This window comes from Streptomyces sp. NPDC029152 (assembly GCF_055564355.1).
Map to the genome: position 1 here is coordinate 19,963 of NZ_JBVHWR010000010.1, position 19,916 is coordinate 39,878.

Here is a 19,916-nt window from a genome sequence, read left to right on the forward strand (position 1 = left end):
CCCATGGACTTCGGACTCGTCCTGCAGACCGACCCGCCGGCCTCCCGCGTCGTCGACCTGATGCAACGCGCCGAACGCAACGGGTTCACGCACGGCTGGACCTTCGACTCCGCCGTGCTGTGGCAGGAGCCGTTCGTGATCTACAGCCAGATCCTGGCCCGCACCACACGGCTGAGGATCGGCACGATGGTCACCAACCCGGGAACCCGCACCTGGGAGGTGACCGCCTCCACCTTCGCCACCCTCAACGACATGTACGGCAACCGCACCGTCTGCGGCATCGGCCGCGGCGACTCCGCGATGCGGGTGGCCGGACGCAGGCCCGGCACCCTGGCCCGGCTGGGCGAGGCGATCGACGTGATCCGTGACCTCGCCGAGGGACGCGAGGCCGAGGTCGACGGACAGCCGCTGCGGATCCCGTGGGTGAGGGAGGGGAAGCTGCCCGTCTGGATGGCGGCGTACGGGCCGAAGGCACTCGCCCTGGCCGGCCGGAAGGCCGACGGCTTCATCCTCCAGCTCGCGGACCCGTACCTGACCGAGTGGATGGTGAAGGCCGTACGCACCGCGGCCGCGGAGGCGGGGCGCGACCCCGCCTCCGTCACCGTCTGCGTCGCCGCCCCGGCGTACGTCGGCGACGACCTGGCCCACGCCCGCGAGCAGTGCCGCTGGTTCGGCGGCATGGTCGGCAACCACGTCGCCGACCTGGTCGCCCGCTACGGCGAGCACTCGGACCTGGTCCCCGAGGCGCTGACGTCGTACATCAAGGAGCGGCACGGCTACGACTACAGCCACCACGGGCGGGCCGGCAACCCGTCCACGGACTTCGTCCCCGACGAGATCGTCGACCGGTTCTGCCTGCTGGGGCCGGCCGAGGCGCACATCGAGAAGCTGCGGACGCTGCGCGAGCTGGGCGTCGACCAGTTCGCCGTCTACGACATGCACGACGCGCAGGAGGCGACGATCGACGCGTACGGCGCGGAGATCATCCCGGCGCTCGACCGCTGACGGCACCTCATGGCCGGTACCCCTGCCGGAGGGAACGCCCCCGGCCGGGGCCGCCCCGCCCGCCTAGCGGGACGTGCCGAAGTCCTGGGTCCAGTAGGAGCCGGGCTGCGCGAGGCCGACGCCGATCTCCTCGAACGCGCAGTTGAGGATGTTCTCCCTGTGGCCGGGGCTGTTCATCCAGCCCTGCATCACCTGCTCGGGGGTGGAGTAGCCGTAGGCGACGTTCTCGCCGTAACCGCTCCAGTCGTAGCCGGCGCCCGTGATGCGGTCGGCGGGCGAGGAGCCGTCCGAGCCGGTGTGCGACATGGTGCCGCTCGCCGCCATGTCCTCGCTGTGCTTCTGCGCGGCCCCGGTCAGGGTGGCGTTCACCTTCACCGGGGAGCAACCGGCCTTGCTCCGCTCGGCGTTGACGAGTTCCACGACCTCGGCGACGGCGCCGGAGGCCTCGGTGCCGCCCGTCGCGGCGGGGGCCGGGGTGCTCGCGGCGGGCTTCGGGGCCACGGTGGTGGGCTTCGGGGCGGCCGTGGTGGGCTTCGGGGCCGCGGTGGCGGGCTTGGAGGCGGCCGTGGTGGGCTTGGAGGTGACCGCGGTGGGCTTCGGGGCCGCGGTGACGGGCTTGGAGGCGGCCGTCCCGGGGGCCGTCCTCTTCGGCTTGTGCGGCTGCCCGGCGGCGCCGTGCTGCGACGCGTCGGCCTCCGGAGCGCTCGTGGTGACGGTCGGCGTGGCCGACGGTGCCGCCGTGTGCCCGCCGTGCTGCCGGCCGTTCCACCGGTGGTACCAGTCGGGACCGTCCCACTTGCTCCCGGCCGCGACCGAGGTGGCGGTCTCCTGGTCCTGCCGCTGCCCGTCGCCGGGCCAGTCGACACAGGCCATGGCGGCGGTGGGTATGCCTATGACGCCCACGGCGACTGCCGCGATGACCGTCCGACGGTACGTGTGCTGGTGGCGGTGCTTTCCCATGCGTGACCTCACCCCTGATGTCCGGAGGCTGGTCATTCTCGGGACGGCCGGACGCCGGACGCAAAGGGCTGTCGTACTACTGCGCTTCGTAGGACCGCAGGGGTCTTGCGGCGGGCGGGAGGGCGTGCCAGCCTGCCCGCGACGGGCCTCTCGGGACGCCTGCCGCCTCGTCAGAACCCGTCGTGCGGCGGAAGAGCCGTGGCTCTCGCCGCCCGGCCGGACCACCACCCGCCGCGGCCCGCCCCGCTTTCACGGCAAGACGGACAAATCCCATATGTCGTCGGAGCGGGTTCTACTAAGGGACCCGCGTAGATCGGGATGCGGCGTGACGGATGTCACGGAACCATGCATTCCGTTTCGGCGTGGGGGGTCGAGGACCCGATCCCCCGCGCCCCCTCGGCACCGCCCGCACGGCCTCTCCCGACCCCTCGCACGATTGGCCTGCCCATGACCGACACCGCGCCCACGGCCCCGTCGCCGTCCACCCAGGTCACCCTTCCCGACGGGCGTGTGGAGCTCGCCCCGGGCTCCCCGCCGCCGAGCGGCCCCTACGCCAACGAGGACCTGCTGCCGGTCCCCGTCGAGGGACGCACCTGGACCACCTACAACTTCTCCGCGCTGTGGGTCGGGATGGCCCACAACACGGCCTCCTGGACCCTGGCCTCCGGTCTGATCGCCGTCGGCATGGACTGGAAGCAGGCGGTGTTCACCATCGCCCTGGCCAACCTGATCGTGCTCGTCCCGATGCTGCTCACCGGGCACGCGGGACCCAAGTACGGCATCCCCTTCCCCGTCTTCGCCCGCGCCTCCTTCGGCATCCGCGGTGCCAACCTGCCCGCCGTCGTCCGGGCGCTGGTGGCGTGCGGCTGGTTCGGCATCCAGACCTGGATCGGCGGCGAGGCGATCTACTTCCTGGCCGGCAAGCTGATCGGCGACGGCTGGACGGACGCCGGCGCGTTCGGCGGTCACGCCTGGACCATGTGGCTGTCGTTCGCGGTCTTCTGGGCGATCCAGGTCGCCGTCATCCACCGGGGCATGGAGACCGTCCGCCGCTTCGAGAACTGGGCGGCGCCCTTCGTCCTCGTCGGCGCCCTCGTGATGCTGTGGTGGATGACCGGCAAGGCCGGCGGCTTCGGCCCGCTCTTCGACCAGCCCTCGAAGCTGGGCTGGGACGGCGACTTCTGGAAGCTGTTCTGGCCCTCCCTCATGGGCATGATCGGCTTCTGGTCCACGCTGTCCCTGAACATCCCCGACTTCACCCGCTACGGCAAGAGCCAGAAGGCCCAGACCCGCGGCCAGGCCCTCGGCCTGCCGACCACCATGACCCTGTTCGCCTTCCTGTCCGTCATGGTGACCTCCGGCTCGCAGGCGGTCTACGGGGAACCGGTCTGGGACCCGGTGCGGCTCGCCGCCAGGACGGACAACGCGGTGGGCCTGCTCTTCGCCCTCGTCACCGTGCTGGTGGCGACCCTGTCCGTGAACATCGCGGCCAACCTGGTCTCACCGGCCTTCGACTTCTCCAACGTCGCGCCCCGCAAGGTGAGCTTCCGGGCCGGCGCCCTCATCACCTGCGTCCTCGCCGTGCTGATCTTCCCGTGGAAGCTGTACTCCGACCCGCAGGGCTACATCTTCACCTGGCTCGGCCTGGTCGGCGGACTGCTCGGCACGGTCGCCGGCATCCTCATCGCCGACTACTGGATCCTGCGCCGCGCCCGCCTCGACCTCGTCGACCTGTACCGCCCGGGCGGACGCTACTGGTACACCGGCGGCTGGAACCGGCGGGCGGTCGCCGCCTTCGTCACCGGCGGTGTCCTGGCCGTCGGCGGCGCCGACCTCCACCCCCTGGTCGACGGCCGGCCCGTGCCGTTCCTCGAACCGCTGGCCGACTACGGCTGGGCGGTGGGCCTCGGCACCTCGATGCTGCTCTACCTGCTGCTGATGCTGCCCGGCGCTCGCGACCGGGCCGCCCGCTGAGACGCCGTCGGGGCGGTCAGCCGGCCCGGCCGCCCCGCAGGGCGGCCACCGCCTCCTTGGCCGCCTTGATGGCCCCCTTGTTGATCTCGTCCGTGCCGGGGGCCTTCCCGGTCTCGAAGTCACTGCCGTTGTACGTGATCGTCACCAGGGCGTTGGCCGCCCGGACCACCACGGTGCCCTCCCGGGTCTGCTGCCCGTCCTCCGTCGTGAGGTTCACGACCGAGTACGCCTCGTCGCCGAGCCCCGGGACGTCACCGCCGCCGCCGCGGTCGGCGACCCGCTCCTTGTACGACTTCTGCGCGGTCTCGTCCGAGGACATCACCTCGTAGGAGACGTCCAGCCAGCGGTAGTCGTACCCCTTGAGCGCGTTCCACGAGCAGGTGCGGCGCACCTTCGTGTCCGTCGACGGGATCTCCTTGCCCCCCGCTTTCGCACCCGGCACCAGCGACGTGATCGTCTTCTCGGCCAGGCTCCCGCAGGGCGCGGGGGCGGAGGCGTACGTCCTCGTCGCCGCCTGCGTCGCCGGGGCGGAGGCGGACGGACGCCCGCCGTCGGGCGGCGTGCTGTCCTCGGCGGCCGGTGTCGTGTCCGGCCCGGACGACATCACCCAGCCCGCCGTGGCGAGCACGGCGACCGGGGCCAGGCGCGCGGTCAGGGCGAGCGGCAGGGGAAGGGAACGCACGGCGCACTTCTCGTGGGGGACGGGGTGCGGAAGGGGCCCGCACTGCGGACGGGGACGCCAGTGTCACACGAGTACCTGTGGGGCGGAAGGGCGAACTCGCTGCGTGCCCGTCCGGTGACGGAGCCGGACCCGTCAGGGCACGCGGGCCGTCCACTCGGGCACGGAGAACTTGGTGCTCGCCAGCTCCCGCGCCCGCGCCAGTTCCTCGTCGGTCACCTTGCCCTGGGTGAGTCCGTACCGGGCGCCGAAGGAGGCGATCATCCGCTCGATCACGGCCTCGCGCGGCAGGCCGGTCTGCCGGCGCAGCGGATCCACCCGCTTCCCGGCGCTCTTGATGCCCTTGTCGCTGAGCTTCTCCCGCCCGATGCGCAGCACCTCGAGCATCTTGTCGGCGTCGATGTCGTACGACATGGTCACGTGGTGCAGCACCGCGCCGGGGCCGCCGCCGTGTCCCACGATCCGCTTCTGCGCGGCGCCCGCGATCTTGCCCTGGTCGGTGGCGATGTCGTTCAGCGGCTGGTACCAGGCGCGGATGCCCATGTCGCCGAGGGCGCCGAGCACCCAGTCGTCGAGGTAGGCGTAGCTGTCCTGGAAGGACAGGCCCTGCACCAGCGCCTCCGGCACGGACAGCGAGTAGGTGATCGTGTTGCCGGGCTCCACGAACATGGCGCCGCCGCCGGAGATCCGGCGCACCACCTCGACGCCGTGGCGCTCGGCGGCCTCGGCGTCGACCTCGTTGCGCAGCGACTGGAAGCTGCCGATGATCACCGCCGGGGAGCCCCACTCCCACACCCGCAGCGTCGGCGGACGCCGGCCCGCCGCGACCTCGGCGGTCAGCACCTCGTCCAGGGCCATGTGCAGGGCGGGGGACTGCGGAGCCTCGTGGATCAGCTGCCAGTCGTAGTCCGTCCAGTCCGTGGCGTGCGCCAGGGCCCGGCGCACGGCGATGCCGACGCCCTCCGACGTCAGCCCGTACATCACGGTGCCCTCGGGCAGGGCCGCGTCGATCCGCGCGGCCAGCCCCGCGGCGTCGGTGTCGGCCGGGGCGCCCTCCAGCGCACGGTTCACGGCGTCGAGCGCCTCGTCCGGCTCGAGGAAGAAGTCGCCCGCCACGCGCACGTGCCGCAGCACCCCGTCCTCGGCCTCCACGTCCACGACGACCAGCTTGCCGCCGGGGACCTTGTACTCACCGTGCACCGTTCCGCCTCCGTTTCCGCACACGGGAGGCAACAGCGGGAACGCCGGCGGTGTTCCCCGGTCGGCGTCGGAGAAGTGGCCGGTGGAGCGGCGGGGCGGTGGCCTGTACCGCCTCAAGGGCATCGTGGCGCTCGACGGCCGTCCCCGCCGTTTCGTCCTGCAGGGCGTCCACCGGATGTTCGACCTGCGGCCCGCCTCGTCCTGGGGCAGGGACGCGCGCACCGGCAAGGTCGTCCTCATCGGCCGCGGCCTCGGCCGCGACGAGCTCACCGCGGGCCTCCCCTCCTGTCGTCAGGCCGTGCCGGCCGCATCGGCCCGACCGGGCGGGCGCGGCTGAGGGACCACCCGGCGGCGGCGCCCGCGCCTCGCCGCGGATCTTCCGTCCCGGCGCGTCCCACGACGGCGGTCCCCGAACCGGTGTCGCGGGACGACCTCTGCCGGGCCGCGACCATAATGGGTTTTATGTCCGGGATTCGCGTCATGCGGGAGTGGGCCTCCGGGCTCCTTCGGGGGTTCCACGCGCCGAAGACGCGGCCAAGTCGCCCCGGACGCGGGCCGGCGGTGCGGACCGTCGCCGGCCAGGTGTTCCTGCTGCAAGTGGCCCTCGTCGTGCTGCTCGCGGTCGCCGCGGTGGTGGCTCTGGTGCTCCAGGCCCGGCGGGACAGCACCCAGGCGGCCCGGGAGCGGACCCTGTCGGTCGCGCAGACCTTCGCCAACGCGCCCGGGACCGCCCAGGCGCTGGACGGCCCCGATCCGACGGCTGTGCTCCAGCCCCGGGCCGAGGCCGTCCGCAAGAAGGCGGACGTGGCGTTCGTCGTCGTCTCGAACACACGGGGGATCCGCTACACGCACCCCGACCCGGACCTCATCGGGAAGCACGTCCTCGGCTCCATCGACAAGGCGTTGCAGGGCATCCCCACGACGACGGAGCTCAGCGCCAGCGTCGGACCGGCCGTCGACTCGACCGTGCCCGTCCTGCGCGACGACGGTTCGGTCGCCGGGATCGTCGCCGTGGAGATCACGCTCAGCGACGTCCACCAGTCCACCGACCGCCAGATGCCCGTCATCCTCGGCAGCGCCGCCGGCGCGCTGTGCCTCGCGCTCGGCGGCTCGGCGTTGGTCAACCGGCGACTGTCCCGGCAGACCCGCGGCCTCGGCCCCGCCGAGATGACGCGCATGTACGAGCACCACGACGCGGTGCTGCACTCCGTGCGGGAGGGCGTGCTGATCGCCGACGGCGACGGGCGGCTGTCGCTGGCCAACGACGAGGCGCGCAGACTGCTCGGCCTGGAGCCCGAGGCGGAGGGGCGGCCGGTCGCCGAGGCCGCGCTCCACCCGCGGATCGCCGAGCTCCTGGAGGCCGGCGGTCCCGTCACCGACGAGGTGGTGCCGGTGGAGGACCGGCTGCTCGTGGTCAACCTGCGGACCACCGGCGACCACGGCGGCCCGCCGGGGGTCGTCGCCACCGTCCGCGACACCACCGAACTGCGTGCGGTGATCGGGCGGGCCGAGGCCGTGCGGGAGCGCCTCCTGCTCCTGTACGAGGCGGGCGCACGGATCGGCAGCACCCTCGACGTGACCACGACCGCGCGGGAACTGACCCGGGTGGTCATCCCGCGGTTCTCGGACTTCGCCACGGTGGACCTGGCCGAGGCGGTGTTCCGCGGGGACGAACCGGGCGAGTCCGACGGCACGCTCGCGCGGATGCGGCGGGCCGCGGTCACCGGCCTGTACGACGACCACCCCCTGCACCCACTGGGCCGGGCGACCGGCGTCGTTCCCACCAGCACCGCTTCCCTCAGCGGCAGCGAGCGCCACTCCCTTCCCGAGGCGAACGCGGAGACCGCACTCGCCCGGTACGAAAGGGACCCCGAGCACGCCCGGCGCCTCCTCGACCACGGCTTCCACAGCGTCCTCGGCATCCCCCTGCACGCACGGGGCGTGGTGCTCGGCACGGTCAACTTCTGGCGCTCGCGGAACCCGGCCCCGTTCGACGCGGACGACGAGGAGTTCGCCCGGGAACTGGCGGCCAGGGCGGCGGTGTGCATCGACAACGCCCGCCGCTACACCCGGGAGCACGAGACGGCCGTGGCCCTGCAGCGCAGTCTCCTGCCGAGAGGAGTCCCCCGGCAGAACGCCCTCGACGTCGCCTACCGGTACCTGGCGGCGGAGGCCGGGGTGGGCGGGGACTGGTTCGACGTCATCCCGTTGCCGGGGGCCCGTGTCGCCCTGGTGGTCGGCGACGTGGTGGGGCACGGGCTGCACGCCTCCGCCACCATGGGACGGCTGCGCACCGCCGTCCACAACTTCGCCGCCCTCGACCTGCCGGCCGACGAACTCCTCGCGCGCCTCGACGAACTGGTCTCCCGGCTCGACCAGGAGGGTGCCCCGGACAGGTCCGAGATCGCCGGGGCCACCTGTCTGTACGCGATCTACGATCCGGTGGCGGGCCGGCTCTCCCTGAGCCGGGCGGGACATCCCGGCCCCGCGCTGGTGCTGCCCGACGGGAGCGTGAGCTTCCCGGACAGTCCCGCGGGACTGCCGCTCGGCGTCGGCAGCGGCCTGCCGTTCGAGGCGGTCGGGATCGACGTGCCCGAGGGCAGCCGGCTCGTGCTCTACACCGACGGCCTGGTGGCAGCCCGCGGCCGGGACATCGACGAGGGCGTGGAACTGCTGCGGCGGAGCCTCGCCCGGGCCGGGCGCACGCCCGAGGAGACCTGCGCCCGGGTCCTGGCGGACGTGCCGGCCCGCCCGCCGGAGGACGACGTGGCGCTCCTCGTGGCCGGCACCCGCCTTCTCGACCCGGCCAGGGTGGCCGTCTGGGACGTGGACCGGGATCCGGCCGTCGTCTCCCGCGTCCGCCGCGAGGTCACCGACCGGCTCTCCGAGTGGAACCTGGACGAGGAAGCCTTCGTCACGGAACTGATCCTCAGCGAACTGCTCACCAACGCGGTCCGCTACGGCACCGACCCCGTCCGGGTGCGGCTGCTGTTCGACCGCACCCTGATCTGCGAGGTCTCCGACGGCAGCAGCACCGCACCGCACCTGCGCTACGCGGCCACCACCGACGAGGGCGGCCGCGGCCTGTTCCTGGTGGCTCAGCTCGCCGACCGCTGGGGGACCCGCTACACCGAGACCGGAAAGGTCATCTGGTCGGAGCAGACGCCTTCGTCGTACCCGGGACCGTGAGCCGCGGGACAGGGGCGGAGCGTCACGCCGAGGGGCGGGGAAGGCCGAGGGGCGGGGAGGACGGGGACGCGTGACGGTCGGTAGCCTGCTGGCCCGATGCCGCCCGAGCGCGAGGTGAGAGGCCCGATGTTCACCACCCGTCCCACCCTCCAGGGAACCTTCGGCATGGTGGCGTCCACCCACTGGCTGGCGTCGCAGTCGGCGATGGCGGTGCTGGAGGACGGCGGCAACGCCTACGACGCCGCCGTGGCCGGCGCGTTCGTGCTGCACGTCGTCGAACCCCACCTCAACGGGCCCGCCGGAGAGGTGCCGGTCCTCCTCGCGCCGGCGGGCGGCGAGGTGCGGGTGCTGTGCGGGCAGGGCGTCGCCCCGGCCGGTGCCACGGTCGCCCACTACGAAGGGCTCGGTCTGGACCTCGTGCCCGGCACCGGCCCGCTCGCCGCCGCCGTGCCCGGCGCCTTCGACGCGTGGATGCTCCTGCTGCGCGACCACGGCACCAGGCACCTCGCCGACGTGCTGAAGTACGCCATCGGCTACGCCGAGGACGGGCACCCGCCCGTGGAGCGCTTCACGGAGACCGTCGAGACCGTCCGCGAACTGTTCGAGACGGAGTGGACGTCCTCGGCGGAGGTCTACCTGCCCGGCGGCCGGCCGCCCCGCCCGGGCGAGCCGTTCCGCAATCCCGCCCTCGCCGCCACCTGGAAGCGGCTGCTCGCCGAGGTCACCGGGGCGGGGAGCCGGGAGGCGGAGATCGAGGCGGCCCGCGAGGTCTGGCGCACCGGGTTCGTCGCCGAGGCGTTCGTACGGCAGGCCGCCCGGCCCACCACGGACACCAGCGGCCGGCGCCACACCGGCACCCTGACCGCCGCCGACCTCGCCGGCTGGTCGGCTTCCTACGAGACGCCGGCGACCTACGACTGGAACGGCTGGACCGTGTGCAAGGCCGGTCCCTGGAGCCAGGGCCCGGTCCTGCTCCAGCAGCTGGCGCTGCTGCCGCCCGAGCTGCCCCGGTACGGCTCCGCCGACTACGTCCACCTGCTGATCGAGGGCTGCAAGCTCGCCATGGCCGACCGGGAGGCCTGGTACGGGGACGCCGACGGCGCGGCCGCGGTGCCGCTCGCCGACCTGCTGTCGCCGGCGTACAACGCGGCCCGGCGCGAGCTCGTGGGGGACAAGGCCTCCTTCGACCTGCGGCCCGGCCGCCCGGGCGGCCGCACCCCGCGGCTCAGTGCCCGCGCGCGCGTGGCGGCCGTCGAGGCGGAGGGGTTCGACGCCCTGGGAGTCGGCGAGCCGACCGTCGCCAAGGGCCCGGCCTCCCCGGTGCCCGGCGAGCCGGCCGTCGGCCCCGACGGCGGCACCCGTGGGGACACCTGTCACCTCGACGTCGTCGACCGCTGGGGCAACATGGTCTCGGCCACGCCCAGCGGCGGCTGGCTCCAGTCCAACCCGGTCGTGCCCGAACTCGGCTTCCCGCTCGGCACCCGGCTGCAGATGACCTGGCTGGAGGAGGGCCTGCCGAACTCGCTCACCCCGGGCCGCCGGCCGCGCACCACCCTCACCCCGTCCATCGCCCTGCGCGACGGCGTGCCCGTCATGGCGTTCGGCACCCCCGGCGGGGACCAGCAGGACCAGTGGCAGCTGCACTTCTTCCTGGCGGTGGCCCTGCGCGCCCGCGTGCGCGGCGGTCTCGACCTCCAGGGCGCCATCGACGCCCCGAACTGGCACAACGACAGCTTCCCCGGCTCCTTCTTCCCCCGCGGCATGCGGGCGGGAAGCGTCACCGTGGAGTCCCGGACGCCCGGGGAGGTCGTCGAGGAGCTGCGCCGCCGCGGACACGACGTCACCGTCGGCGGGGCGTGGTCGGAGGGGCGGCTGTGCGCCGTCGCGAGGGATCCGGAGACGGGCGTGCTGTCGGCGGCGGCGAACCCGCGCGGCGCGCAGGGGTACGCGGTGGGCCGCTGAGGCCGGCCACGTGTTCACGCCGGTTCCACCCGGAGTACACCACCCGGGTGGGGGCCGTCAGTGGCGCGTGCTCTCATGGAGTCATGATCGAGGACAACGAAACCATCGACGAGTTTCTCGCCCGGCACGCCGACGACGTGGAGGAGGCCGTCCGCAAGGCGGCCGCCCAGGAGATCATGCCGCGCTGGCGCCGGCTCGCGGCCCACGAGGTCGACCAGAAGTCCGGCCCGCACGACCTGGTGACGGACGCCGACCGCGAGGCCGAGCGGTATCTGACCGAGGCGCTGGCCGCCCTGCTGCCCGGCTCGGTCGTGGTCGGTGAGGAGGCGGTGCACGCCAACCCCGGCTCGTACGGGGCGATCCGGGGCGAGGCGCCGGTGTGGATCATCGATCCCGTCGACGGGACGCGGCAGTTCGTGCACGGCGACGAGGGATTCTGCACGCTGGTCGCCCTGGCCCGGCACGGCGTGGTGCACGCCTCCTGGACCTACGCGCCCGCCCGCGACCAGCTCGCCACGGCCGTACGGGGCCGGGGCGCCTTCCTGGACGGCGAGCGGCTGTACGCCGGGCCGCCGGAGCCCGGGCACGACCTGCGGGTCGCCACCTCCCACCCGGACTACACCACGGACGAGCAGAAGCGCGCCCTGCTCGGCCTGCGCACCCCGGGCGTGGCACCCCGCGCCTGCGGCTCGGCGGGCCTCGAGTACCTGGCCGTCGCGCGCGGCGAGTCGGACGCCACGGCGTTCTCCTGGGAGGCGGCCTGGGACCACGCGGCGGGGCTCCTCCTGGTCGAGGAGGCGGGCGGCACCCACCTGACCCGCACGGGCGAACCCTTCCGCATCACCGGTGACAACGACCTTCCGTTCACCGCGGCCCGCGACGCGGCCACGGCCCGGCGGGTGGTGGCGCTGCTCGCGGGGGAGACCGCCTGATCCCGTGCCCGCGGCCGTCCGCCGCCGGCCGTCACCCGCGGGCGGGGGCCGCCGGCGGCCCGGCATATCCTGACCCGAGTGGCCTCGGCTGACGAAGGAGTCCGAAGGTGCCGTCGATGCTCGATGCGGTCGTGGTGGGTGCGGGACCGAACGGACTGACGGCTGCCGTGGAGCTGGCCCGCCGAGGCTTCTCCGTCGCCGTCTTCGAGGCGCGGGACACCGTGGGCGGCGGCGCTCGCACCGAGGAGCTGACCCTCCCCGGCTTCCGCCACGACCCGTGCTCGGCCGCGCACCCGCTCGGCGTCAACTCACCCGCGTTCCGCGCCCTGCCGCTGGAGCGGTACGGCCTCGAGTGGCTGCACCCCGAGCTGCCCATGGCGCACCCGTTCCCCGACGGCTCGGCCGCCGTGCTGTCCCGGTCGGTGGGCGAGACCGCCGCCTCCTTCGGCCCGCGTGACGCGGGCACGTACCGCAGGCTGGTCGAGCGCTTCCTGCCACGGTGGGACACCCTGGCCCGCGACTTCATGTCCCTGCCGCTCACCGCGCTGCCCCGCGACCCGGTCACCCTCGCCCGCTTCGGCCTGGTCGGACTGCCGCCGTCGACGTGGCTGATGCGCCGCTTCCGCGACGAGAGGGCGAGGACCCTCTTCGCCGGTCTCGTCGCGCACGTCATGGCCCCGCTCGGCGGCTTCGCCACCGGCGCCATCGGCCTGGTCTTCGCCCTCGCCGCCCACGCCCGCGGCTGGCCCGTGGCCCGCGGCGGCTCCCAGGCCCTCTCCGACGCGCTCGCCGCGTACCTCACCGACCTCGGCGGCACGGTCCACACCGACTACGAGGTCAAGCGCCTCGACGACCTGCCGCCGGCGCGCGCGTACGTCTTCGACACCTCGCCCACGGCGCTGGCCCGCATCGCCGGCCTGGGCAACTACTACGAGCACTACCGGTACGGGCCCGGCGTCTTCAAGATCGACTATGCGCTGGACGGCCCGGTCCCGTGGACGGCCGAGGAGCCCCGCACCGCCGGCACCGTGCAGATCGGCGCCGACAGCGCGGAGATCGGGGCCGCCCTGCACGCCGCCTCGCGCACGGACCGCGCGCCCGACCGGCCGTTCCTCATCACCGTGCAGCCCGGCGTCGTCGACCCCACCCGGGCCCCGGCCGGCAAGCAGGTCTTCTGGGCGTACGGGCACGTCCCCCACGGCTGGACCGGAGACCTCACCGACGCCGTCGAACGCCAACTGGAGCGCTTCGCCCCCGGGTTCCGCGACCGCGTCCTCGCCCGCGCCACCGCCGGCCCGCCCGAGATCGCCGCCCGCAACGCCAACTACGTCGGCGGGGACATCGCCTCCGGCGCGGTCTCCGGACTCCAGCTCCTGCTGCGCCCCAAACTCTCCCTGTTCCCGTACGCCACCCCGCACCCGGCCGTCTTCATCTGCTCGTCGGCCACCCCGCCGGGCCCCGGGGTGCACGGCATGTCCGGACACAACGCGGCGAAGGCCGTCTGGCGAAGACTGAGGCAGGCATGACCGCCATCACGCTGGTCCGGGGCGACATCACCCGCCAGAGCGCCGACGCGATCGTCAACGCGGCCAACTCCTCCCTGCTCGGCGGAGGCGGCGTCGACGGCGCCATCCACCGGCGCGGCGGCCCCGGGATCCTCGCGGAGTGCCGCAAGCTCCGCGCCGGTCACCTGGGCGGGGGCCTGCCCACCGGCCGGGCGGTCGCCACCACCGCGGGCGACCTGGACGCCCGCTGGGTGATCCACACGGTCGGTCCGGTCTGGTCGGCCACCGAGGACCGCTCCGGCCTCCTCGCCTCCTGCTACCGCGAGTCCCTCCGGACCGCCGACGAACTGGGCGCCCGCACGGTCGCCTTCCCGGCGATCTCCACCGGCGTCTACCGCTGGCCCGTGGACGACGCGGCCCGCATCGCCGTCGAGACGGTGCGCGGCACCGCGACGTCGGTGACGGAGGTCCGGTTCGTCCTGTTCGACGACCGGACGTACGAGGCGTTCGCCGCGCAGGCCGGCTGACGGGCCCGAGCCCCCTCGCCCCACCTTCCGAGACACCTCCCCACCTGGCTTGACGCCACTGTTGCGACTGATGTGCAATAGCGGCGCATCGACAACAAGCGTGGGGGAGAGATGGCGACCCGTCGGACACGAAGTGCCGCCGCCGCGGCGGCGTTCGCCGCCGGCCTCACCGCCTGTTCCGCGCCGGGGGGCGGAACAGGCGGTGAGGCCGGCGGGACGGAGTCCGTCGTGATCGGGGTGGCCTCCGAACCGGACACCCTCAGCCCCCTGCTCGGCTACGGCAAGGACGGAAACTCCAAGATCTTCGACGGGCTGCTCGCCCGCGACGCCGACCTGAGGCTGAAGCCCGCCCTGGCCGCCGCGCTCCCCGAGGTCACCGACGGCGGCCGGACGTACACCTACACCCTGCGCGACGGCGTGAAGTTCAGCGACGGCGAACCGCTCACGGCCGCCGACGTGGTCTACACGTACCGCACCGTCCTCGACCCGAGGACCAACAACACCGCCCGCAGCGAACTGGACGCCGTCGAGGACGTCCGCGCGAGCGGCGACGACACCGTCGTCTTCACCCTCAAGTACCCGTACGCGCCCTTCGCCGCGCGCACGGTGCTGCCCATCGTCCCCGAGCACGTCGCGGGCGGACAGGACCCCAACACCGGCGACTTCAACACCGAGCCCGTCGGCACCGGCCCGTACGTCCTCGCGAACTGGAGCAAGGGCGAGAAGCTCACCTTCAAGGCCAACCCCCACCACTGGGGCGGCGAGCCCGCGGTGAAGTCCTTCACCATGGCGATCGTCGCCGACGACGACGTACGCGCCACCCGGCTGCGCTCCGGCGACCTCGACGGCGCCGTCCTGCCGCCCGACCTCGCCGCCACCTTCAGGAACGACGACGGCAGGCGCACCTACGAGGCGAAGTCCTACGACTTCCGCGCCGTCACCCTGCCCACCGCCCACGAGGTCACCGGCGACCGCGCGATCCGGCGGGCCCTCGACGCCGCCGTGGACCGCCGGGCCATGGTCGACAGGATCCTCGACGGGGCCGGCACGCCCGCGTACGGGCCGCTGCCCATGGACGACCCCTGGTACACGCGGGGCATCGAGCGTCCCCACGACCTCGCCGGGGCCCGGCGCATCCTGGACGAGGCCGGCTGGAAGCCCCGTTCCGACGGCGTCCGCGCCAGGGACGGACAGCGCGCCGCGTTCACCCTGTACTACCCCTCCGGCGACAAGGTCCGCCAGGACCACGCGCTCGCCTACGCCTCCGACGCCAAGAAGGCCGGCATCGAGGTGAAGGTGGAGAGCGCCACCTGGGAGGTCATCGAACCCCGCATGAAGACCGACGCGGTGCTGGCCGGCCTCGGCAGCGTCGGCGACCCCGACTTCGGCCTCTACACCCTGCTGCACTCCTCGCTCGCCAACGACGGCTTCAACAACATGGCCGGGTACGACAACCCGGCGGTGGACGAGGCCCTCGACGCCGGCCGCCGCACCCAGGACCCGAAGACGCGCTCCGCCGCCTACGCCGACGTGCAGAAGGCGCTCGTCGCGGACCCCGGGTACACCTTCCTCACCCACATCGACCACCTCTACGTGCTCGCGGACCGCTGGGACGGACCGACCACCCAACTCGAGCCGCACGAGCACGGGTTCGCCAGCGGCCCCTGGTGGAACATCGAGGACTGGCGGCCCAGGACATGAGCCCCCTCCCCTGGGGAGGCATGGCGCGCCTGGCGGGACGGCGGGCCCTGTTCGCCCTCCCCGTCGTCCTCGTCGTCACCTTCGGCGTCTTCGCGGTCGCCGCCGCCTCCCCCTTCGACCCCGTCAAGGCGTACGCCGGCACCGCCGCCCTCGGCGCCGACCAGGAGACCCTGGACCGGCTGCGGGACAACCTCGGCGTCGACCGGCCCTTCGCCGCACGCTGGTGGCACTGGCTGACCTCCGCGCTCACCGGCGACCTCGGTCACTCCGCGGTGATGCGGCAGCCGGTGACGCAGGTCATCGGCGAACGCCTCGTGTGGTCGGCCCTGCTGTGCGCCGTCGCCTTCGCCGCGGCCGTGCTGGCCGGCACGGTGCTCGGCGTGCTGGCCGCCCGCCGCCCCGGCTCGACGACCGACCGCGCCGTCACCTCGCTCGCCTACTGCCTGGAGGCGGCGCCGGTCTTCTGGATCGCACTGCTCGCGGTCTGGCTGTTCGCCCTCCGGTGGGGCGTCCTCCCGGCGGGCGGCCTGACCGACACCGCCAGCGAACAGGTCACCCCGGGGCAGGTCGCGAGCCACCTCGTCCTGCCCGCCGGTGTGCTCGCCCTCTCCCAGCTGCCCTGGTTCACGCTGTACGTGCGCCAGGGCGTCGGCGACGCCCTGGCCGAGGACCCGGTGCGCGGCGCCCGCGCCCGCGGCATCGGTGAGCGGACCGTCCTGCTCGGCCACGCCCTGCGCTCCGGACTGCTGCCGGTGCTCACCCTGATCGGGTCCCGCGTGCCCGAACTCATCACCGGCGCCCTGCTGGTGGAGAGCGTCTTCAGCTGGCCGGGCATCGCGGCGGCCACCGTCGAGGCGGCCACCGCCGTCGACTTCCCGCTGCTGGCCGCCCTGACCACCCTCGCCACCGCCGCCGTCCTCGCCGGAAACCTGCTCGCGGACCTGCTCTACGGACTGTTCGACCCGAGGGTGAAGCTCAGTGACATGTGATCCCCATGGCTGACCCCACGGCCGGGAAGGCCGCGCGGACCGGCACCGCCTGGCGGTCGTACGGCGCGACGCGCCGCTCCACCCGCGCCCTGCGCCTGCGCACCTCGGCCGCGGTGCTGGCCGTGACCGTCCTCGCCGTGCTGCTCGTACCGCCGCTGGTCCAGCTTGACCAGCAGGCCGTCGACCTGGCCGCCAAGCTGCGACCGCCGAGCCGGGAGCACCCCTTCGGCACCGACGACGTGGGCCGCGACCTGCTGCTGCGCTGCGTGTACGGACTGCGCGTCTCCCTCCTCGTCGGAGTGGCCGCGGCGCTGACGGCCACCGTGGTCGGCACCGCCGTGGGAGCGGTGGCCGGGGCGCTGGGCGGCTGGGCCGACCGGGCCGTCATGCGCGTGGTCGACGCGTTCTCCTCCGTGCCGCACCTGCTGCTCGGCGTCTTCGTCGTCGCCATGTTCCGGCCGGGCATGTGGCCGGTGGTCGTCTCGGTCGCGCTCACCCACTGGCTGTCGACCGCCCGCATCGTCCGCGCCGAAGTGCTGTCCCTGCGCTCGCGCCCCTACATCGACGCGGCGGTCGCCGGCGGCGCCTCCCGGTGGCGGGTGACCGTACGCCACCTGCTGCCCGGCGTGCTGCCGCAGGCCGCGCTGGCCGCCGTACTGATGGTGCCGCACGCCATGTGGCACGAGTCGGCACTGTCCTTCCTCGGGCTCGGGCTGCCCGCCCACACCGCGAGCCTCGGCAACCTCATCCAGGGCGCGCGGGGCTCCCTGCTCGCCGGGCAGTGGTGGCCGACGCTCTTCCCGGGGCTGTTCCTCATCGTCCCCACCCTCGCCGTCGCCGGCCTCGCCGGGGCCTGGCGGGAGCGGATCAACCCCCGCCGTCGATCGGAGCTGATGCTGTGACCGGGCGAACCCCCGTACTGTCGGTGCGCGGGCTGTCGGTGCGCTTCCTCATGCCGGGCGGGCGGCGCGTCGCAGCCGTCACGGACGCCCACTTCGACGTCGCGGCCGGCGAGTGCCTCGCCCTGATCGGCGAGAGCGGCTGCGGCAAGTCCGTCCTGGTCTCCGCGCTCCTCGGACTGCTCCCCGGCAACGCGCAGACCGCCGGCAGCGCACTGCTCGGCGACCTCGACCTGCTCGCCACCGACGAACGGACCTTCTCCCGGGCCGTACGGGGCCGCCGCGTCGGCCTGGTCCCGCAGAGCCCGGCGGCCCACCTCACGCCCGTGCGCACCATCCGCAGCCAGCTGGAGGAGACGGTCGCCGAACTCACCGGCGTGCGGGGCCGCGCGGCACTGCGCGCCGCCGCGGAGAAGGCCGCCGAACGCGCCGCCTTCCCCACCGGCCACCTCGACCACCACCCGCACGAACTCTCCGGGGGCCTCGCCCAGCGCGCCGCCACCGCCCTCGCCCTCGTCGGCGACGCCCCGCTGCTGCTCGCCGACGAGCCGACCACCGGTCTCGACCGCGACCTGGTGGAGCGCACCGTCGACGAACTGCGCCGGCACGTCGACCAGGGCGGGGAGGGGCATCGGGCCCTGCTGATGATCACCCACGACCTGACCGCGGCCGAACGCATCGCCGACCGGATCGCCGTGATGTACGCCGGACGCATCGTCGAACTGGCCGACGCCGACGCCTTCTTCGGCACGCCGGGGCCCCGCCACCCCTACAGTCGCGGCCTGCTCGAAGCCCTGCCCGACCGGTCCTTCACCCCCGTCCCCGGCCTGCCGCCCGAACTCGGCGACCTTCCCGGCGGCTGCGCCTTCGCCGCCCGCTGCGACCGCGCGACCGACGCCTGCGCGAGCCTTCCGCGGCTGACCGGCACGGTCGCCTGCCACCATCCGCACGCCGCGTTCGGCCAGGCGGCCGACCGTGCTTGAACTGCGCGACATCACCGCCGGACACGTCAGGAACGCCCCGGTCCTGCGCGACGTCTCCCTGACGATCCGGCCGGGGGAGTCCGTCGGGCTGCTCGGCCCCAGCGGCTGCGGCAAGTCCACCCTCGCCCGCGTCGCGGCCCTGCTGCACCGCCCCGACTCCGGCACCCTGCTGCTCGACGGCGAACCCGTGCGCCACTGGCGCCACCGGGCACCCCGCGCGCAGCGCACCGCCTTCGGCGTCGTCTTCCAGCAGGCACGCCTCTCCGCGGACCCCCGGCTGCCGCTGACCGACCTGATCGCCGAGCCGCTGCGCGCCACCGGTCGGCGCGAGGGCCTCGCCGGACGGGTCGCCGAACTGGCCGCCACCGTCGGGCTGACCGGGGACCTGCTGGGCCGGCGCCCCCACGAGGTCAGCGACGGCCAGCTGCAGCGTGCCTGCCTCGCCCGCGCCCTCGTCCTGCGGCCGCGCTGGCTGGTCTGCGACGAGATGACCGCGATGCTCGACGCGTCCACCGCCGCCGCCCTCGTCGCCGTCGTCGAGGAGTACCGCGCCGCCACCGGCGCCGGGCTGCTGGCCGTCGGGCACGACCGCACCCTCCTCGACCGCTGGTGCGACCGGACGGTCCACTGGTCCGCCCTGCGACCGGCCCCGCCCGGCGGGTGACGGCCGAGGGCGGCCCCCTCGGGGAGAGGGGACACCCCGGACTCGCGGGCGCCGCCGGGACCCAGGCCGCCCGAGCGCCCTCACGAGGCGGTGCCGCCGTCGTCGGGACCCGGGCGCCGGCGACGGCAGTGGCGGGCCGCCTGGGCGCGGTTGCCGCAGGACGGCTCGCACCACTCCTGCCGCCCGCGGGACTTGACGGAGCAGCGCACGCAGCGGGGAGCGGTGCAGGCCCGCAGCCGTTCGCGCTGCGGGCCGCTCAGGAAGCCGACGGCGGCGCGGGCCGGGGCCGCCGTCAGCCGGGTCCCCGGGTCGTCCTCCACCGGCCGCGGACGGGCGGAGAGGCCCCTCCGGGGACCGGTCCAGCCGCGGAACGACCGGTTCACGGGCGGCGACGGCGTTGATGCGGGCCACCGCCCGGCCGGCCGGCATCAGGCGTCCGGCGTCCGCCGGACTCGGGGGCTCCGGACCGGCCTGCCGGCCGCCCGGCCCCGCCTTCCACGTCCTGGGCGACGACCGGCGCCTGACCACCCACTACCCCGTCGTGCCCTGACCTCGGCCGCGCGCCGGGCGGGACCGGTGGCCGTTCATCAGGAACCAACAAAGTCCGACGGGGTAATTGCTTCGGTTGTGTGCGAGTCCTAGGGTGATCCTGATCCGGTAGCCGCTCCATCACCGGCAGTTGACGTTCGCACCACCGTCGACAACCGGTGCAGCACCGTGCGTTGAGCCGCCCCCGAAGCCACACGG

Annotated in this window: 16 protein-coding genes and 1 pseudogene; 13 read left to right on the plus strand and 4 right to left on the minus strand. The window is 74.2% G+C overall.

Annotated features, from left to right (window positions below; all coding sequences use genetic code 11):
* Positions 1-3 precede the first annotated feature (3 nt).
* The gene (locus ACZ4V6_RS21485; protein ID WP_467829714.1) at positions 4-1,005 is read left to right on the plus strand and encodes a TIGR03842 family LLM class F420-dependent oxidoreductase; all 1,002 of its coding nucleotides are present in this window, start codon (positions 4-6) and stop codon (positions 1,003-1,005) included.
* Between the two features lie 63 nt (positions 1,006-1,068).
* Here ACZ4V6_RS21485 and ACZ4V6_RS21490 read toward each other — a convergent pair whose 3' ends face one another.
* Positions 1,069-1,965, minus strand: coding sequence for a CAP domain-containing protein (locus ACZ4V6_RS21490; protein WP_467829716.1), 897 nt, complete (start codon positions 1,963-1,965; stop codon positions 1,069-1,071).
* Positions 1,966-2,412: 447 nt separating this feature from the next.
* Between ACZ4V6_RS21490 and ACZ4V6_RS21495 the strand changes: the two genes are divergently transcribed.
* Positions 2,413-3,939: an NCS1 family nucleobase:cation symporter-1 gene (locus ACZ4V6_RS21495; RefSeq protein WP_467829718.1), complete on the plus strand. Its 1,527-nt coding sequence runs from the start codon at positions 2,413-2,415 to the stop codon at positions 3,937-3,939.
* Positions 3,940-3,955: 16 nt separating this feature from the next.
* On the opposite strand, the gene ACZ4V6_RS21500 is transcribed toward ACZ4V6_RS21495, so the two are convergent.
* Positions 3,956-4,621 carry a hypothetical protein gene (locus ACZ4V6_RS21500; protein WP_467829720.1) on the minus strand — a complete coding sequence of 222 codons (666 nt, stop codon included), beginning with the start codon at positions 4,619-4,621 and terminating at the stop codon, positions 3,956-3,958.
* 132 nt (positions 4,622-4,753) lie between these two features.
* Positions 4,754-5,818, minus strand: a complete 1,065-nt coding sequence (locus tag ACZ4V6_RS21505) for a lipoate--protein ligase family protein (RefSeq protein ID WP_467829722.1) — start codon at positions 5,816-5,818, stop codon at positions 4,754-4,756.
* 82 nt (positions 5,819-5,900) lie between these two features.
* Here ACZ4V6_RS21505 and ACZ4V6_RS21510 point away from each other — a divergent pair, with 82 nt between their 5' ends.
* From ACZ4V6_RS21510 to ACZ4V6_RS21560, 11 genes are all read left to right on the plus strand, one after another.
* The gene (locus ACZ4V6_RS21510; RefSeq protein WP_467829725.1) at positions 5,901-6,155 is read left to right on the plus strand and encodes a GTP-binding protein; all 255 of its coding nucleotides are present in this window, start codon (positions 5,901-5,903) and stop codon (positions 6,153-6,155) included.
* A 224-nt stretch (positions 6,156-6,379) separates the two neighbouring features.
* Positions 6,380-9,007 carry a SpoIIE family protein phosphatase gene (locus ACZ4V6_RS21515; protein ID WP_467829726.1) on the plus strand — a complete coding sequence of 876 codons (2,628 nt, stop codon included), beginning with the start codon at positions 6,380-6,382 and terminating at the stop codon, positions 9,005-9,007.
* A 126-nt stretch (positions 9,008-9,133) separates the two neighbouring features.
* Complete coding sequence (locus ACZ4V6_RS21520; RefSeq protein ID WP_467829729.1) at positions 9,134-10,969, plus strand: gamma-glutamyltransferase family protein; 1,836 nt, start codon at positions 9,134-9,136, stop codon at positions 10,967-10,969.
* Between the two features lie 83 nt (positions 10,970-11,052).
* Entirely contained in the window at positions 11,053-11,901 is an 849-nt protein-coding gene (locus tag ACZ4V6_RS21525) for an inositol monophosphatase family protein (RefSeq protein ID WP_467829732.1), read from the plus strand.
* A 116-nt stretch (positions 11,902-12,017) separates the two neighbouring features.
* Entirely contained in the window at positions 12,018-13,427 is a 1,410-nt protein-coding gene (locus ACZ4V6_RS21530; protein WP_467829734.1) for a phytoene desaturase family protein, read from the plus strand.
* On the plus strand, positions 13,424-13,933 hold the full coding sequence (locus tag ACZ4V6_RS21535) for an O-acetyl-ADP-ribose deacetylase (RefSeq protein WP_467829736.1): 510 nt from the start codon (positions 13,424-13,426) through the stop codon (positions 13,931-13,933). The genes ACZ4V6_RS21530 and ACZ4V6_RS21535 overlap by 4 nt, the downstream gene beginning before the upstream one ends.
* A 111-nt stretch (positions 13,934-14,044) precedes the next feature.
* A complete protein-coding gene (locus tag ACZ4V6_RS21540) occupies positions 14,045-15,634 on the plus strand; it encodes an ABC transporter substrate-binding protein (protein WP_467829737.1) in 1,590 nt (529 codons plus the stop codon).
* A gap of 20 nt (positions 15,635-15,654) precedes the next feature.
* On the plus strand, positions 15,655-16,623 hold the full coding sequence (locus ACZ4V6_RS21545) for an ABC transporter permease (RefSeq protein WP_467830296.1): 969 nt from the start codon (positions 15,655-15,657) through the stop codon (positions 16,621-16,623).
* 5 nt (positions 16,624-16,628) lie between these two features.
* Entirely contained in the window at positions 16,629-17,525 is an 897-nt protein-coding gene (locus ACZ4V6_RS21550) for an ABC transporter permease (protein ID WP_467829739.1), read from the plus strand.
* Positions 17,522-18,505: an ABC transporter ATP-binding protein gene (locus tag ACZ4V6_RS21555; protein WP_467829741.1), complete on the plus strand. Its 984-nt coding sequence runs from the start codon at positions 17,522-17,524 to the stop codon at positions 18,503-18,505. The genes ACZ4V6_RS21550 and ACZ4V6_RS21555 overlap by 4 nt, the downstream gene beginning before the upstream one ends.
* Positions 18,498-19,169: an ABC transporter ATP-binding protein gene (locus tag ACZ4V6_RS21560; RefSeq protein ID WP_467829743.1), complete on the plus strand. Its 672-nt coding sequence runs from the start codon at positions 18,498-18,500 to the stop codon at positions 19,167-19,169. Before ACZ4V6_RS21555 ends, ACZ4V6_RS21560 begins: the two co-directional genes overlap by 8 nt.
* Before the next feature lie 80 nt (positions 19,170-19,249).
* On the opposite strand, the pseudogene ACZ4V6_RS21565 reads toward ACZ4V6_RS21560, so the two are convergent.
* Positions 19,250-19,646 (minus strand): annotated as a pseudogene (locus ACZ4V6_RS21565) (CGNR zinc finger domain-containing protein); the annotation flags it as partial.
* Between the last annotated feature and the right edge of the window lie 270 nt (positions 19,647-19,916).